This is a genomic window from Alphaproteobacteria bacterium LSUCC0684 (assembly GCA_041228335.1).
Taxonomy (GTDB): domain Bacteria; phylum Pseudomonadota; class Alphaproteobacteria; order Puniceispirillales; family UBA1172.
This window is the reverse complement of record CP166130.1, coordinates 1965580-1982452: the sequence shown is the minus strand read 5'-3', so window position 1 is coordinate 1982452 and position 16873 is coordinate 1965580. Positions and strand designations below refer to the sequence as shown.

The window sequence follows — 16873 nt, the reverse complement described above, 5'->3', positions numbered from 1 at the left end:
TAAGTTGGAAACAGCCCGCCGCTTCGCTAGACTGGCCCCGGAATGAATGGGAGCGGAAAGATGCAATGGCAACACTGGAAACTTGAAACCGATGATAGAGGTATCGCCCGGCTGACCATCGATGTCAGGGAAAAGTCGGTCAATGTGCTGACACGGGAAGTGGTTGCGGAAATGGCCGATGTCGTCACCCATCTGGAAGGTGCCGCCGGGATAAAAGGGCTCTGCTTTCGTTCAGGCAAGGAGGTCGGCTTTGTTTACGGCGCCGATATCAATGAATTCGAGGCTCTTGAAACCGAAGAGGAGGTGGCCGCCCTCCTCGATGAGGTGCATGACACGTTCAACAGATTTGCCGCGCTGCCTTTCCCTGTCGTGGTGGGGATTGATGGCTATGCTCTTGGTGGCGGGCTTGAAATTGCCCTGCTCGCGGACCGGCTGGTGCTGACGGACTCGCCCAAGACCCAGGTCGGGTTTCCGGAAGTCAAGCTCGGGCTGATGCCGGGCTATGGCGGCACCGGCCGGGCTTACGGACGTGTCGGGGCCTATATGGTGCTGGACATGATGCTGACCGGGCGGATGGTTCCTGCTGCCGAAGCGCTCAAATCCGGTCTTGTCGATGCTCTCGCCGACGGGCGTGAACACTTGGACGATGCCATGATGGATATGCTGATGCGTCTGGGGGGAGAGAAACCGCCGCGCCATCAGATCCGCGGGGAGGATACCGCAGCCGAGGTCGCGAAAGCCCGCGAGGCCTTTGCCGGGCGGGTGCGGCCTGATCATACCCCGGCGCCCTTCGCCATTCTTGATCATATTGCTGCAAACGCCCCGGATCCGGCGGCAATCTCCGATGCGGAAAAGATCATCTTCCCGACCCTGATGGTGAGTGATGCGTCGGACGGGCTGCGCCGTGTCTTCCAGCTCACCGATGCCGTCAAGAGGACAGCACGCGGTGATGCCGCGATCCAGCATGTTCATGTCATCGGCGCCGGCGTGATGGGCGGTGATATCGCTGCCGTCGCGGCGATGGAAGGGCTGACCGTCACCCTGAGCGATCAGGATGATGCCGCGATCGCCCATGCGGTGGAGCGGGCGCGGAAACTCTATGAGCGTCGGCTCAAGACCCCGGCGAAGATCGACGCCGCCATGGACCGGCTGATCGCCGACAGGACCCAGGCCGGGCTTGCCGAGGCTGACCTGGTGATCGAAGCCGTGGCCGAACGTCTTGACGTCAAAAAGGCGGTGTTTGCCGCCCTTGAGCCGAAGACCAGACCCGAGGCGATCCTCGCGACCAATACCTCGGCCATTCCCCTTGAAGAGATTGCCGCCGCGCTGGCGAGGCCGGAACGGCTGATCGGGCTTCATTTCTTCAATCCGGTTCCCGTGCTGCCGCTTGTCGAGGTGATCTGGTCAGAGGTGTCGGATCAGGATCTGGTGGCGCGGGGGATGATGTTTGCCGGCCGGCTCCGGAAGATGCCGATCCGCTGCAAATCCGCCCCGGGGTTTCTGGTGAACCGGGCATTGCTGCCCTATCTGCTCAAAGGGATTGAGGCGATGCTCGATGGCATGGATCCCGATCAGATCGACGAGGCGATGGTGAATTTCGGCATGCCCATGGGGCCGGTGGAACTGGCTGACCAGATCGGGCTTGATGTCACCCATGACGCTTCCGTGCCGCTCGGCATGCCGAAAAAGGTGGCGGCGGCGCTGAAGGAGAAAATGGCCGCCGGAACAATCGGCCGTAAATCCGGGTCTGGTTTCTATGACTGGGACGGCAACAAGGCGGTGCGGGCCCGGGCGGTCTATGATACAAGGGCCCAGGAGGCGCTGGCCCGCGAGCTGCTGGCCCCGATGATCGAGGAATGCCGCAAGGCGGTGGCCGAAGGCGTGGTCGACAGCGCCGACATGGCCGATGCCGGCATGATTTTCGGGGTCGGTTTCCCCTCCTTTCGGGGCGGGCCCCTCCATTACCGGAACAGATATCAGGATTAACCGAAAAAGGTCAGAACGATGTATACCGCCCCCCTCAAGGATATCCGTTTTGTGCTCAAGGATGTTGTCGGCATGGAAAATGTCCTTGCCCGGCTCGGACGTGCAGATGATATCACGCCTGATCTTGCCGAGGCGGTGCTCGAGGAGGCCGGAAAACTTGCCGCCGATATCATCGCCCCCACCAATCATCCAGGTGATGTGGAAGGGTGCATTCATCATGACGACGGGTCGGTGACCACGCCATCGGGGTTTGCCGACGCTTACCGCGCCATGGCGGAAGGCGGCTGGACGGCCATGGATGCGCGCGAGGAATTCGGCGGCCAGAACATGCCGATGATCATCTCATCGATGGTCAACGAGATCTGGCAGTCAGCCAATATGGCCTTTGCACTCTGCCATCTTCTGACGCAAGGCCAGATCCATGCCCTGCAGAAATCGGCAAGCCCCGAGCAGCAGCAGATCTTCATCCCGCCCATGGTCGAAGGCCGCTGGACCGGCACCATGAACCTCACCGAACCGCAGGCCGGAACCGATCTTGCCGCGATCAAGACCCGGGCCGTCCGGGAAGGCGAGCATTACCGGATCACCGGGCAGAAGATCTATATCACCTATGGCGAGCATGACATGGCGGAGAACATCATCCACCTTGTTCTTGCCCGGACACCGGATGCGCCGGCCGGGGTGAAAGGCATTTCGGTCTTCGTGGTGCCGAAATTCCTCATCAATCCGGATGGATCGCTCGGTGAGCGCAACGACGTTCACTGCATTTCCATCGAAAAGAAACTCGGCATCAAGGCCTCGCCCACGGCGGTGTTGTCCTACGGGGATAATGGCGGCGCCATCGGTTATCTGGTGGGCGAGGAAAACGAAGGGCTCAAGATCATGTTCGGCATGATGAATCACGCCCGGTTTTCCGTTGGCCTGCAAGGGCTTTCCATATCCGAACGGGCGCTGCAACAGGCGATCTGGTATGCCATGGACCGAAAGCAGGGTGCGCCGCTTGGCGGCAAGGAGGGCGATGCCATCATCCATCATCCCGATGTCCTGCGGCTGATCACCACCATGAAAGCCGAGATCGAGGCGATGCGGGCGCTTGCCGCCATGGGTGGTGCGGCGCTTGATCTTGGTCATCTCGACAATGCGGAGGATGCCGCTTTCTGGGAGGAACGTGCGGCCCTGCTCATCCCTGTCATCAAGGGCTGGCTGACGGAACGGTCGCTTGATCTGACCTCCCGGGCCGTGCAGGTGCATGGCGGGATGGGATTCATCGAGGAGACAGGCGCAGCCCAGCATTTTCGCGACGCGCGGATCCTGCCCATTTACGAAGGCACGACCGCCATTCAGGCCAATGACCTTGTCTTTCGCAAGACACTCCGCGATGAAGGCCGGGCGGTGACCACGCTTCTCGATGAGATCGATGCCGAAATGGAGCAGCTCTCCGGGCATGAAGACAAGATCGCTGCCAATGCCGCCGCCGCCGTTTGGGAGGCAGTTGGCGAAACCCGAAAAGCTGTCGCGCATCTCCTGGCCACCTCAAATGATCCGCGCAAGCCTGCTGCCGGCGGGGTCAATTACCTGATGATGCTCGGCTACCTGACGGGGGGATGGCTGATGGCCAGATCCGCCGGTATCGCCGCCGATATGATCAACAAAGATGGCGCGGATACCGAATTCCTCGCCGCCAAGATGGTGACGGCGGATACGTTCATCACCCATTCGCTGCCGCAGGTCATGGCGCTCGTCCGGACAATCCTTGCCGGAGACGAGGCCGTTCTGGCCATGCAGCCCGCCTGGCTTGCGAGTTAGCGCCAATGACCGAAAATCGCCAGGCGCTGATACTGATGGCGCTGTCGATGACCCTGCTGGCGGCGGGGGATGCCGTGGTGCGCACCATCGGCGAAACCCTGCCCAGCGGCCAGATCATCGGCATGCGAGGTGTTTTTCTGACCGCCATTCTGGTGATCGGGCTGAGGTTGTCCGGGCGCCGCCCGGGCTGGCCTGATCTGGCAAATCGATGGAATCTGGCGCGCGGGCTTGCGGAGACGGTTTCCACCTATTGCTTCTTTATCAGCATCCAGCTCCTGCCGATTGCGATCTCAACGACGGTTGTGTTCATCTTTCCGGTGCTGCTTACGCTTGTCTCGATCCCGCTCTTTGGCGAGAAGGTCGGCCCCTTCCGCTGGCTTGCGGTCCTGATGGGGTTTGCCGGGGTGGTGATGATTTCAGCGCCGGGAAAGGGGACGTTCAATCTTGCTCTCCTCCTGCCTATGGGCACGGCCTTCGGGCTGGTGGCGCGGGATCTGATCACCCGCAAGATCCCGGATCATATCGATTCCGGTACCGTTACCCTGACCACGGCGATGGTCACGACGATCATGGGATTTGCAAGCCTGCCGTTCGGCTGGGTTGACGTGACCATGCGTGAGATCCGGCTGCTGCCCCTCGCGGCGGTGCTGGTGGCCTGTTCCTTTCTCGCCTATATCGTTGCGATCAGGCGGGGCGAGCTTTCGATCATCGCCCCGGCCCAGTATCTCGTCATTCTGTGGGCGACATTCTGGGGGGCGCTCATCTGGCAGGAAATGCCGGATCAATATGCGCTGGCAGGTGGCGGGCTCATCATCGCGGCAGGATGCCTCATCCTGTGGCGGGAACAGGTGGCGGCCCGGCGCGAAACCTAGCGTTTCTTTTCGGGGATCAGCCCCCTTGGGGCAAAACGCAAGACCAGGATCAGCACCAGCCCCATGGTCATATGCCTTGTATGGGAGGCGTTTTCGATGAGATGGGCCTTGAGCCAGCTGTCTTCGGCCATGCCCGCGGTGAGGGCGGCGATGGCCCAGAGCCCGATCGGTTCAGCCTCAATCCAGAAAAACCAGATCAGGAAGCCGCCAAGGATGGAGCCGGCATTGTTGCCTGACCCACCCACAATCACCATCACCCAAATCAGAAAGGTGAAGCGCAGAGGCTGATAGGATGCCGGGGTGAACTGGCCGTCAAGCGTTGTCAGCATGGCACCGGCGAGACCGACAATGCCCGAGCCGATGACAAAAACCTCAAGATGACGGGAGGTGACGTTCTTGCCCATGGCGTTGGCGGAAACCTCGTTGTCGCGGATGGCCCGCATCATCCGGCCCCAGGGCGAATCGAGCGCCACTTCAGCCAGACGATACAGCACCGCCAGCACCACGACGAAAAACGCCGCGTAAGAGATCTTGACGATCAGCGATGATGCGTCGATCACCGAGATATCGAACCGTTCCGACAGCGAGATCAGCCATGGCGCGGCCTGAAGATCCACCTCATAGGGGACGGGCCGCGGCAGGCCGTTGACGTTTTTCACCCCCCGGGCCAGCCAGTCTTCGTTTTTCAGCACATAGATGATGATCTCGGAAATGCCGAGGGTGGCGATGGCCAGATAATCCGACCTGAGCCCGAGGGAGATCTTGCCGATCACCCAGGCCACCGCGGCCGCCATCAACGCACCGGCAATCCAGGAGATGAGGATCGGCAGTCCAAGCCCGCCGAGATATCCGGTCTTTGCCGGCTCAACCGCCTCGATTGCCTCAACCGCGGGATCAAGAATAAGGCGGAAGAAAACAAGCCCGGCCAGCAGCACCAGCGCCGTTCCCCAGATCTGCCTGCGGCCAGCCCCGCCCAGACGTCGCCAGGTGAAGACCGAGGCAAGGATCGTGATGATGGCCGTGATCAGCGCCAGCAGAATCCCGGCGCCGCCAGCGGCAACCGCTTCCCGGACCGGCGGCATCGCCACCAGCACCCCGGCAAGCCCGCCAAGGGCGGTAAAGCCCATCATGCCGAAATTGACCAGCCCCGCATACCCCCACTGGATATTGACGCCAAGGGTCATGATCGCCGATATCAGGCAGAGATTGAGCAGCGTGAAGGCGACGTTCCAGCTCTGGATCATGCCGACAAGCGCCAGCAGAACGGCCATCACCAGGAACAACAGCGCGGAACGGTGCCGGGTTGCAAAAACAGGATCGGTCATAATGTCTTGCCTCCGATGAGGCCGGTGGGTCGCACCAGCAGCACAATAACAAGGATGACAAAGGAAAGCGCGATCTTGTAATCCGTTGACAGAAGCTGCATCAGCCCCGAGGGCTCCAGGCTTTCCGGCAGAAGATAGGCAAGAAACTTCTTATAGGCAAAGGTGAGGGTCAGCTCGGAGAAGGCAATCACGAAACCGCCGGCGATTGCCCCGACCGGATTGCCGACCCCGCCGACTATTGCTGCGGCGAAAATCGGCAGCAGAAGGGAAAGATAGGTAAAGGGCTTGTAGCTTTTATCAAGCCCGTAAAGCGTGCCCGCCGTAGCCGCCAGCGCCGCCGTGATGATCCAGGTGATCAGCACCACCCGCTCCGGATTGATCCCCGATAAAAGGGCCAGATCCTCGTTATCGGAATAGGCGCGCATGGATTTGCCGGTGCGGGTCCTGTTCAGAAACCAGAAAACAAAACTCACCATAATGATCGCGGTGATGACGGTGATGCCCTGGGTCATCTTGATGGCCAGCCCCTCATTGAGGCCGGTCATGGTCTTGAACGCCCTTGCCTTGAGGATGAACCGCTCCCCATCGGTGAAAACCTGATCATTGGGCCCGATGATGAAGCGGATCAACCCGCCGATGAAGAACATCACCCCGATGGAAACAATCAGATAGGTGACGTTCTCCGCCCGTATCCGGCGGTAATAGCGGAAGACAAGACGGTCGGTGATGAGCACAAGGGCAATCGTGGCCAGAATGCCGATGGGTATGGCGATCAGCGCCGTCGGAAACGGGCCCAGGCTCACCCCCTGGCCTTGCAGATACCAGGTCATCAATATCGTTGCCATGGCGCCGAAGGACATCATCTCGCCATGGGCGAAATTCGAAAACCGCAACACGCTGTAGATCATGGTCACGCCGAGCGCCCCCAGCGCCAGCTGGCTGCCATAGGTCATGGCGGGGATGATGATGAAATTGGTGATGAGCACAAGGGCGTTCAGCAGATCGGTCATCATCTATCCTCCCAGAAAGGCCCGGCGGACTTCAGGGTTGGCCATCAGCGCGGCGCCTGTGTCGGTGTAGCGGTTTTGCCCCTGCACCAGAACATAGCCCTTGTCGGCGATGTTGAGCGCCTGCTTGGCGTTCTGCTCGACCATCAGGATGGCTATGCCGGTCCGGGCCACTTCGATGATGCGGTCAAAGAGTTCATCCATGACGATGGGAGAGACGCCGGCGGTGGGCTCGTCCAGCATCAGCACCCTGGGCCGGGTCATCAAGGCACGGCCTACCGCCACCTGCTGGCGCTGGCCGCCGGAAAGCTCGCCTGCGGGCTGGCGCCTCTTTTCTTTCAGGACGGGAAACAGGGTGAAGACCTGCTCCATGGTTTCGCTGATATCATCATTGCGGATAAATGCCCCCATCTCCAGATTTTCCTCCACCGTCATGGAGGTGAAGATGTTTGCCGTCTGGGGAACAAATCCCATGCCCTTCATCACCCTTTCATCGGGTTTGAGCCGGGTGATATCCTCGCCATCGATCATGACCTGACCTTCGCGGAGGTTCAGCATCCCGAAAATGGCTTTCATCGCCGTTGACTTGCCGGCGCCATTGGGCCCGACCACCACCGCGATCTCCCCCTTTTCGACGCCGATCGTGCAGCCATGCAGGATATCTGCGCCGCCATAGCCGCCGGTCATGTCTTTGCCAATCAGATAGCTCACGCTGATGATCCACTCATGCTGTTTTGTTCTTGAGTCCGGTGCCGAGATAGGCTTCGATCACCATCTCATTGGCCTTGACCTCTTCGGCCGTGCCCTCGGCAAGCACGCTTCCTTCCGCCATCACGATCACCGGATCGCAGAGGCGGGAGATGAATTCCATATCATGCTCGATCATGCAGAATGTATATCCGCGTTCCTTGTTCAGGCGCAGGATGGCATCACCGATCGTGTTCAGGAGAGTCCGGTTGACGCCGGCCCCCACTTCATCAAGAAAGACGATCTTGGCATCAACCATCATCGTCCGGCCCAGCTCGAGCAGTTTCTTCTGGCCGCCGGAAAGATTGCCGGCGCGCTCATCGGCGACCTGCCGGAGCTGGAGAAAATCAATCACTTCATCGGCTTTACGTCCTATTGCCTCTTCCTCGGTGCGGACGCGTGCCGGACGGAACCAGGCATCGATGAGGCTCTCGCCGGACTGGCCCGATGGAACCATCATCAGGTTTTCCCTGACGGTGAGGGAGGAAAATTCATGGGCGATCTGAAAGGTGCGCAACAGGCCGCGATGAAAAAGCTCATGCGGGGCAAGCCCGGTGATATCCTCGCCATCAAGATAGACCTTGCCGGCGCTTGGCTTGTGGACGCCGGCGATAATGTTGAACAGCGTGGTCTTGCCCGCGCCATTGGGGCCGATCAGCCCGGTGATCGACCCTTCCCTGATGGTGAGGGAGGCATCCTCAACGGCGTGCACGCCGCCGAAATATTTATAGAGATGCTCAACAACGATCATGGCGAATATCAGGAAATCCGAAGAAGGAGGAAAGGCGCGTCATGCGGGAGGTGACCAGGCGCAACACAAGACCTGAAAACAAGTTTCGGTGAAACACGGCCCGGAAGATCCCGGGCCGTGCAAACGGATGTCTAGCGGTAGCCAACCGTGGTGTTCTTGCCGCCATCGATAAGGATTTCGGCATAGCTGCCTGCACTTTCACCCGAGCCGATCAGTTCAACTGCGGAAGCGCCGACATAATCAATCGACAGGCCCTGACGCAGATACTTGATCCCTTTGGCCAGTTCACCCGGGTAAATCTTCTCCCCCGGCGCATTGGCAACATTCATCAGGTGATCCTTGAAGACCTGGCTGTCGGAAGAATTTGCTGCCTGCATGGCAAGGATGATCAGGGCGGCGGCATCATAGGATTCACCGGCAAATGGGCCAGCGGCAAAACCGGCGGCTTCGGCCAGGCTTGCAAATTTGGCCGCACCCGGGCTGTCGGTGCCGGGAAGGCTGCCGATCGAGCCGTCAAGATCCGAGCCGATTGCCTGAGGCAGGCTGTCACCGATCATGCCATCGGGAAGGAAGAACATATCAAACGCCCCGGCATCGAGCGAGGCCTGAATGATCCCCTTGCCGCCCTGGTCGAGATACCCGGCGACGATCAGGATGTCACCACCTGCCTGGGCAAGTGCGGCGACTTCCGCCCCGTAATCACCCTTGCCGTCTTCATGGGCGGCGCTGATGGTGATCTTGCCGCCGGCGGCGGTGAAGTTGGCTTCGATACTGTCCGCAAGACCTTTGCCGTAATCGTTGTTGGTGTAGGTCATTGCAGCGGAGCTAAAGCCGCGTGCCTTGAGGATTTCAGCAACAACCTGACCCTGGCGGGCATCGGAAGGTGCTGTCCGGAAAAAGAGGCCGTTATCTTCAAGGGTCGAAAGCGCAGGCGAGGTTGCCGAAGGCGAAACCATGGCGATACCATTTGCCATGGCAACATTCTGCAGCACCGCCGTGGTCACGCCGGAGCAATCTGCCCCCATGATCGCGCTCACCTTGTCAGCGGTGATGAGGCGTTCGGCAGCCGCCGTTGCCGCGGCGGCATCAATGCAGGTGGAATCCCCGCGAACCGCGGACAGCGTGGTGTTGCCCTGCATGAAGTTGCCGGCGGCATTGACTTCATTAATCGCAAGTTCAGCACCGGATGCCATGTCGGGTGTCAGGGATTCGATCGGGCCGGTAAAGCCCAGCAGAATGCCGATCTTGACATCATCGGCCAAAGCCGGTGAAGCCAGAAGCGCGGATGTAGCAAGCGCCAGTATTGTTTTTTTCATGGAAAACTCCCAAATTTAGTCTGAGGCCGATTCATTGATTCATTTTTTGTGAAAAGTCTAGTTGATTCGCGGCTATTTATCCAAATAATCGCTTGTCCGGGCTGTTCAAGATGAAAAAGGGGCGAAGAATGGATCATGGTGGCGACATTATTTCGGCGGCGCGGCGCTTCGGCATCGATCCCGGTGACATGCTTGATCTCTCCACCGGGATAAGTCCCCGTCCCTGGCCGGTTCCGGCACCGCTCCATGATCCGGTGCAATGGCAATCCCTGCCCCAGAAAGAAGATGAAGAGAGGCTGAAAGATCAGGCAAGGCAGGCCTGGTCCCTTGCCGATGATGCGGCAATTGCCACCGCGCCGGGAAGCCAGATACTCATCTCTCTTCTGCCCATGCTGCGCGGCGGCGCGCGTGTCTTCATCCCGTCGCCTGCGTATTCGGAACATGGCAAGGCCTGGCAGAATGCGGGGCATGAAATCATCACCTATCCGGCCGGGGATCTGCCTGCCTGCCCCGGCGGGGGGAGCGTTCTGGAAGTCCTCATCGCGGTTCAGCCCGGCAATCCGCTTGGCGAGGTGGTGCCGGTGGCGGTGCTGGCCGAACGGGCGGCGCAATTGGCTGAAAAAGGCGGGGTTGTTGTTGTCGATGAAGCGTTCATCGACGTGATGCCCGGGATGAGCCTTGCACCATATGCCGGCCGGCCCGGGCTCGTGGTGCTGCGGTCTTTCGGCAAATTCTACGGGCTCGCCGGGCTCCGGCTGGGCATGGCGATCGGATGTGCCGAAGATATCGCGAAACTTGAGCTGCTGCTCGGCCCCTGGGCGACGTCAACGCCCGCGCTCAGGATCGGGGCGGCGGCGATCGCCGATACCGCTTTTGCCGAAGATCAGCGGGCATTTCTGGCGGCTGGCTGCCTCCGGCTCAAGGCCATGCTGGACCGTCACGGTCTTGCGGTGATCGGCGGCACGGACCTTTTTGTGCTGGCCGAGGTGCCAAAGGCGGCGGCGTTGCAGGATCATCTGGCGCGGCAGGGAATCTGGACCCGGGTTTTTCCCGATGCCCCGGGCTGGATCAGGTTCGGGCTTCCCGGGGAGGCCGAAGATGAGGGGCGACTTGACCGAGCCCTCACCGATTGGCGACAACACAGCAAATAATGTCGCTTCTGGTTGACACAGGAAATACCAGCGTGGGATGGTGTATCTTGTAAGGGTGGTGATTTTGCCGAAGCTGATCACCTGAAAAGGGAATATGGTGCGGGTGATGATGATCAATCTGCCCAAGTCCATAGCCGCCCCCGCGACTGTCATTAGGCAGGCGCCCCCACAACGCCACTGGGAAACTGGGAAGGCGGGGGTTGCCGCAACGCCTTGAGCCAGGAGACCTGCCTTTACATGAAGTAGTGCATGGCCGGGGTGTGCCAGTTGCAGCAGGATGAACGTAGCATTTGCTGTGGCGAGACCCCCGACCGAATACCGGAGGGGTATCATGATTAAGCTTTTTTCCACCATTTTCGCGGCTGCAATTATGGTTGCAGCACCTGCATTCGCACACCATCCCATGGGTGGTGCCGTACCCGGGACAATGCTCCAGGGGCTGCTTTCCGGGATCGGCCATCCGATCATCGGGGTTGATCATCTGGCGTTCGTTCTTGGCATCGGTCTTCTGGCCGCGTTTCAGCAGGCTCGTCTTGTGCTGCCTGCCGGGTTCATTGCCGGAACCGCGCTGGGAACGCTGCTGATCGTCGGCGGTGTCGTCCTGCCGATGGTTGAAGTGGTGATCGGCCTCTCGGTCCTCCTGATTGGCGGGCTGGTCATGGCCGGGCGTCGCCTCGGTGCGGGCGCGGCTCTGCTGATGGCCGCCGGTGCCGGGCTCTTCCACGGCTGGGCCTATGGCGAAGCCGTGATCGGTGCCGAAACAACCCCGATCATCGCCTATGTTGCCGCGTTCAGCGTAACCCAGTTCGGGATTGCCCTTGGTGCGATGCTGCTCGCCCTTGCTTTCAGCCGCAAGGCAGAAGACGGATATCCGGCACCAGCGCTCCAGCCGCGTCTTGCCGGGGCCATGATTGCCGGTATCGGCCTTGCCTTTGTGGCGGAGACGGCTGAAGCCCTCCTCCTTGCCGGTATCTGATCGCAGGTGACATGATTGCGGCGGCCGGGATCATGCCCTGGCCGCCCGGGTTTTCGAGGGCTTCTGGATGACTGGTGAGCGCATTCCGGCAACGGTGATTACGGGATTTCTCGGGGCGGGGAAAACCACCCTGATCCGGCATCTGATCGAGCATGCCGGCGGGCGGCGTCTCGCGCTCATCGTCAATGAATTCGGGGATGTCGGCGTTGATGGCGAGGTGCTGGCCTCCTGCGATATTCCGGGATGTTCGGCCGATGACGTGATCGAACTGGCCAATGGCTGTATCTGCTGCACCGTCGCCGATGATTTTCTTCCCAGCATGCAGCGCCTGCTCAGCCAGACGCCGCCACCTGAACAGATCATCATCGAAACCTCCGGCCTTGCATTGCCGCAACCTCTTGTCCAGGCTTTCGGCTGGCCCGATATCCGCTCCCGGGTCATGCTCGATGGCGTGATCACCGTGGTTGACGGGGCCGCGCTTGCGGCGGGGGATGTGGTGGCTGATGCCGAGGCCCTCGAAGCCCAGCGGCAGGCTGATCCGGAACTCGATCACCTGACGCCGATAGAAGAGCTCTTTGAAGATCAGGTCGCGGCGGCGAACCTGCTGGTGGTCAGCAAGGGTGATCTGATTTCAGCCGTGCAGCGCGCCGAAGTCGAGGCCCGGCTCAGGGCCCGGACCGGCGGCGGAACACCGATCCTGGTCACGGCAGGTGAGGGCGTGCCCCTGCAGGCGATTTTCGGCCTCGGCCTCGAAGATGAGGCCTTTGCCCGGAGTGAGCATTTCCACCACCATCATCACCATGATGATGACCACGACGATGATGACCATGACCACGATGATGACCATCATCACGATCACGGGCATGATGCTTTTGCATCGGTGGTCATCCGCCTGCCGGCACTCGGCGATGCCGACCAGTTTCTTGCCCGGCTTGGTGCCAGCGCAACGGCTTTCGGGCTCTTGCGTGCCAAGGGCTTTCTGCGGGTTGACGGCAAGGCCCTGCCGCTGGTGGTGCAGGCCGTGGGCGCACGCGTGGATTCCTACTATGGCGGCAAGCTCGAGGGCGATGAAGGCAGGCTGGTGCTGATCGGCCTTGCTTCGACCGATATGCCGGCGCTCGCCGACAGCCTTGGCGGCATTATCGTCCCCGGTCACGCCTAGATCATGCATCTTCTGCGAATTGAGCAATCCGGCGATCTCTACGCAACCGGGGAAGCGGTTGATCTTGGCCAGTCACCGGCAAGAATTGTTTTTCTTTCTGCCGCGGATACGGAAATCAGCCTCATCGCCGCGGCGGTTGAAACGTCAGGCCGCGACGGAACGGCGTTGCGGGCGGCCAATATCCTCAGCCTCAGCCATCCCTATTCGATTGATCTTTATATCGAACAGACCCTCGCGCATGCCAGCGCCGTGGTGATTCGCCTTCTTGGCGGGGTTTCCTACTGGTCCTACGGGATCGAACAGGTCACCCGGGTGGCACGGCAGAAAGGCATTCACCTTGCCCTTCTGCCCGGCGACGGCAAACCTGATGCCGAACTTGACCGGCTTTCGACGCTTTCGCCAGATCAGCTCAGCCGGTTCGGGGCCTATCTGGCGGCAGGCGGGATGACCAACGCGATGCGGTTTCTCGATGCCGTCGAGGATGTGATTGACGGCACCGACAAGGCCCTGCCGCCGGTCCCTTTTCTTCCCGCAGGGCTTCACGCGGCGGTATCGGCGACCCAAGGGCTTGAAGATCTTCGCCGCCGCTGGAATGCGGCCGGGCTTGCCGATGCACCGGTGGCGGCGGTGGTCTTTTACCGGGCGCAGGCGCAGGCTGGCGATACGGAACCGGTGGACGCGTTATGCGCAGCCCTTGAAGCTGAAGGCCTTGCCGCCATGCCGGTCTATGTTGCCAGTCTCAAGGATCCATCCAGTGCCGAACTGCTCCGTCGGCTGCTTGAGCAGGCCGAGGCGGATATCATCCTCAACCTGACGAGTTTTGCCGTCTCCGATCCGGCATCCGGCCAGAAGGACAAGGCAAGCCCGGGACCTTTTGGCGCGCGTGATGTGCCGGTTCTTCAGGTCATGCTGTCCTCCGGTACCGAGGCATCCTGGCAGGACAGTTCCGCCGGGCTCAACCCCCGCGACCTTGCGATGCATGTTGTCCTGCCCGAACTCGACGGCCGCATCACCACCCGTGCCGCGGGGTTCAAATCCCCACCCCGGAAAGACCGCCTGACCGAAGCCATGCTGACCGGATACGAGGCGCATCCATCCTCGGTTGCGTATATTGCGGCGCTGGCGGCTTCCTGGGTCAGGTTGAGGCAGTGCCCGATTGCCGAAACCCGTCTCGGGATCGTGCTGGCAAACTACCCGAACAAGGATAGCCGTCTTGCCAATGGGGTTGGCCTCGATACGCCGGAAAGCGCGGCCCTGATCCTCAATGCGCTGGCCGCAGAAGGGTATCAGGTCACATCCCCGCCCCGGGGGTCGGCTGATCTCATGCCACGTCTTGCGGCGGCCCCGACCAATGCCGGCTGGCAGGGGCGAGAAGTGGATGCCTGGTGTGATCTTGATCTCTATAAAGCACATTTCAACACCCTCGCTGACGCGATCCGGCAGGCGGTGACGGACCGCTGGGGCGCGCCCGAGGATGATCCGATGGTCGGGCCCGGGGGGTTCGCCCTGCCGGTGCGGCTCTTCGGCCATGTCGCGGTGGCGATCCAGCCCTCCCGCGGCTATAACATCGATCCCAAATCAAGCTATCATTCGCCTGATCTGCCGCCGCCGCATCACTATATCGCCTTTTACTTCTGGCTTCGGCATGTCTTCGGGGTTCAGGCGGTGATACATCTTGGCAAGCATGGCAATCTCGAATGGCTCCCCGGCAAGGCGCTGGCGCTTGACCGGTCCTGCTTTCCCGATGCCATCCTCGGGCCGATCCCCCATCTCTATCCGTTCATTGTCAATGATCCGGGGGAAGGAAGCCAGGCCAAGAGGCGGACATCGGCGGTTATTCTCGATCACCTGACCCCGCCGATGACCCTTGCCGACAGCCACGGCGTGATGGCGGAACTTGAAACCCTGATGGATGAATATTACGAGGCGATGGGGCTTGATGATCGCCGCACCGCCGCCCTGATGGATGCAATTCTGATGACCGCGGACCGGGCGGGGATTGCCGGAGACTGCGGCATTGACCGCGACGATGCGGCGGAGGAAAAACTGCTCAAGCTGGACAGTTTTCTCTGTGATCTCAAAGAGATGCAGATACGGGACGGGCTCCATGTCTATGGCAGGTCGCCCGAAGGACGAGGTGAACGTGACCTCATCACCGCGATTCTCCGGATTCCGCGCGGCGATGGTGAAGGCTCAAGACAGTCGATCCTGCGCAGTCTGGCGGCGGATCTGGGGCTTGATGGCTTTGATCCCCTCACCGCTGATCGTGCCCTTGCCTGGGAAGGGCCGCGGCCAGATGTGCTTGCCTCTCTCGATGCGGCATCATGGCGGCATCAGGGGGATACGGTGGAACGGCTCAACATTCTGGCAGGCCGGCTTGTCGAAGGCGCGGCCCTGCCTGCACCTGAATGGAAGCAGACGAAAGCCGTGCTGGATGAGGCCCTGCCATCGCTCAAAGACGCCATCGCTGTCTCCGGTGCCGAAGAGATGAAGCATCTCCTGAAAGGGCTTGGCGGCGGATATGTTCCCGCCGGGCCATCCGGTGCACCGACACGGGGCCGCCCGGAAGTTCTGCCCACGGGACGGAATTTCTATTCCGTGGACAGTCGCGCCATCCCCACCGAAGTGGCCTGGCGGATCGGCTGGGCTTCGGCAAGCATGATGATCGAGCGCTATATTCAGGATCATGGCAATTATCCGCGGGCGGTGGTGCTTTCGGCCTGGGGAACGGCAAATATGCGCACGGGCGGGGATGATCTGGCCCAGGCCATGGCGCTGATGGGGGTCCAGCCCAGATGGGATGGTGTCTCACGCCGGGTCACCGGGTTCGAGATACTGCCGCTGTCGGTGCTGGGGCGCCCGCGTATCGATGTGACCTTGCGCTGCTCCGGCTTTTTCCGGGATGCCTTCCCGCAGCAGATCGCGCTCATCGACAAGGTGGCGCGGGCTGTAGCCGCGCTGGATGAACCCCATGACCAGAACCCTCTGGCCGCGCAGATGAAAGCCGATACCAGCGCCCTCATCGATGCCGGTCTTGCGCCGGAAGATGCCAGTTTCCGGGCCGGGTTCAGGGTTTTCAGCAGCAAGCCCGGGTCCTACGGCGCCGGTCTCCAGACGCTGATCGATGAAGGGATCTGGAATGAACGCGGCGATTTCGGCGAGGTGTTTCTGGGCTGGAGCGGCTATGCCTATGGCGAAACAGCCCATGGTCTTGCGGATCGGGCCGGGCTTGAACGCAGGCTTGGTGCCGTTGATGCCGTCATCCACAATCAGGATAACCGGGAGCATGATATCCTCGACAGCGATGACTATTATCAGTTTGCCGGCGGGCTTTCGGCGGCGGTGGCGTCGCTCAAGGGAGGGGATGCGCCGGTTTATATGGGGGATCACAGCCTGATGGAACGCCCCGTGATACGCAGCCTCAAGGAAGAGATCACCCGGGTTGTCCGGGGGCGCGCCAGCAATCCCAAATGGATCGCCGGGGTGATGCGCCACGGCTACAAGGGGGCGTTCGAGATTGCGGCGACGCTTGATTATCTCTTTGCCTTTGCCGCCACCACCCGGCAGGTGCCGGACCATCTTTTTGATGCGGTTTATGATGCCTGGATCGAGGATGAAGAGGTCAGGGACTTTCTGGCCGAGGCCAACCCGAAGGCCCTTGAAGACATGATGGACCGTTTCGCCGAGGCGGTCACGCGGGGGCTCTGGCAGCCCCGCCGCAACAGTGTCCGCACCAGTCTTGTCGAGCGCATCCCGGATGCCTGAACCCACGGG

12 protein-coding genes and 1 riboswitch are annotated in these 16873 nt (G+C 60.9%); of the genes, 7 read left to right on the top strand and 5 right to left on the bottom strand.

Translation table 11 applies throughout. The features are described from left to right. Positions 1-60: 60 nt before the first annotated feature. Genes AB8880_09490 through AB8880_09480 form a run of 3 tightly spaced genes read left to right on the top strand, consistent with a single transcriptional unit; the run spans position 61 to position 4664 of the window. Positions 61-1986 carry a 3-hydroxyacyl-CoA dehydrogenase NAD-binding domain-containing protein gene (locus tag AB8880_09490; GenBank protein XDZ65154.1) on the top strand — a complete coding sequence of 642 codons (1926 nt, stop codon included), beginning with the start codon at positions 61-63 and terminating at the stop codon, positions 1984-1986. Positions 1987-2004: 18 nt separating this feature from the next. Further along, complete coding sequence (locus AB8880_09485) at positions 2005-3792, top strand: acyl-CoA dehydrogenase (GenBank protein XDZ65153.1); 1788 nt, start codon at positions 2005-2007, stop codon at positions 3790-3792. A gap of 5 nt (positions 3793-3797) precedes the next feature. Beyond that, positions 3798-4664, top strand: coding sequence for a DMT family transporter (locus tag AB8880_09480; GenBank protein XDZ65152.1), 867 nt, complete (start codon positions 3798-3800; stop codon positions 4662-4664). Here the strand turns inward: AB8880_09480 and AB8880_09475 are convergent. From AB8880_09475 to AB8880_09455, 5 genes are all read right to left on the bottom strand, one after another. Further along, complete coding sequence (locus AB8880_09475) at positions 4661-5989, bottom strand: branched-chain amino acid ABC transporter permease (protein ID XDZ65151.1); 1329 nt, start codon at positions 5987-5989, stop codon at positions 4661-4663. The two genes, AB8880_09480 and AB8880_09475, sit on opposite strands and share 4 nt — an antisense overlap. Then, positions 5986-6999 carry a branched-chain amino acid ABC transporter permease gene (locus AB8880_09470; protein ID XDZ67055.1) on the bottom strand — a complete coding sequence of 338 codons (1014 nt, stop codon included), beginning with the start codon at positions 6997-6999 and terminating at the stop codon, positions 5986-5988. The genes AB8880_09475 and AB8880_09470 overlap by 4 nt, the downstream gene beginning before the upstream one ends. A 3-nt stretch (positions 7000-7002) precedes the next feature. Beyond that, positions 7003-7713: an ABC transporter ATP-binding protein gene (locus AB8880_09465; protein ID XDZ67054.1), complete on the bottom strand. Its 711-nt coding sequence runs from the start codon at positions 7711-7713 to the stop codon at positions 7003-7005. 7 nt (positions 7714-7720) lie between these two features. Next, a complete protein-coding gene (locus tag AB8880_09460; protein XDZ65150.1) occupies positions 7721-8494 on the bottom strand; it encodes an ABC transporter ATP-binding protein in 774 nt (257 codons plus the stop codon). Between the two features lie 131 nt (positions 8495-8625). Next, the gene (locus AB8880_09455; GenBank protein ID XDZ65149.1) at positions 8626-9810 is read right to left on the bottom strand and encodes an ABC transporter substrate-binding protein; all 1185 of its coding nucleotides are present in this window, start codon (positions 9808-9810) and stop codon (positions 8626-8628) included. 110 nt (positions 9811-9920) lie between these two features. On the opposite strand from AB8880_09455, the gene cobD reads away from it, so the two are divergent. The 4 genes from cobD to cobN all read left to right on the top strand — a co-directional run bounded on the left by cobD (position 9921) and on the right by cobN (position 16864). Beyond that, positions 9921-10961, top strand: coding sequence for a threonine-phosphate decarboxylase CobD (gene cobD, locus AB8880_09450; protein ID XDZ65148.1), 1041 nt, complete (start codon positions 9921-9923; stop codon positions 10959-10961). A 36-nt stretch (positions 10962-10997) separates the two neighbouring features. Beyond that, a riboswitch (cobalamin riboswitch) is annotated at positions 10998-11211 on the top strand. A gap of 81 nt (positions 11212-11292) precedes the next feature. Further along, on the top strand, positions 11293-11937 hold the full coding sequence (locus AB8880_09445; GenBank protein ID XDZ65147.1) for a HupE/UreJ family protein: 645 nt from the start codon (positions 11293-11295) through the stop codon (positions 11935-11937). Between the two features lie 67 nt (positions 11938-12004). Further along, positions 12005-13099, top strand: coding sequence for a cobalamin biosynthesis protein CobW (cobW, locus tag AB8880_09440; protein XDZ65146.1), 1095 nt, complete (start codon positions 12005-12007; stop codon positions 13097-13099). A gap of 3 nt (positions 13100-13102) precedes the next feature. Continuing rightward, entirely contained in the window at positions 13103-16864 is a 3762-nt protein-coding gene (gene cobN / locus AB8880_09435) for a cobaltochelatase subunit CobN (protein ID XDZ65145.1), read from the top strand. Positions 16865-16873 lie beyond the last annotated feature (9 nt).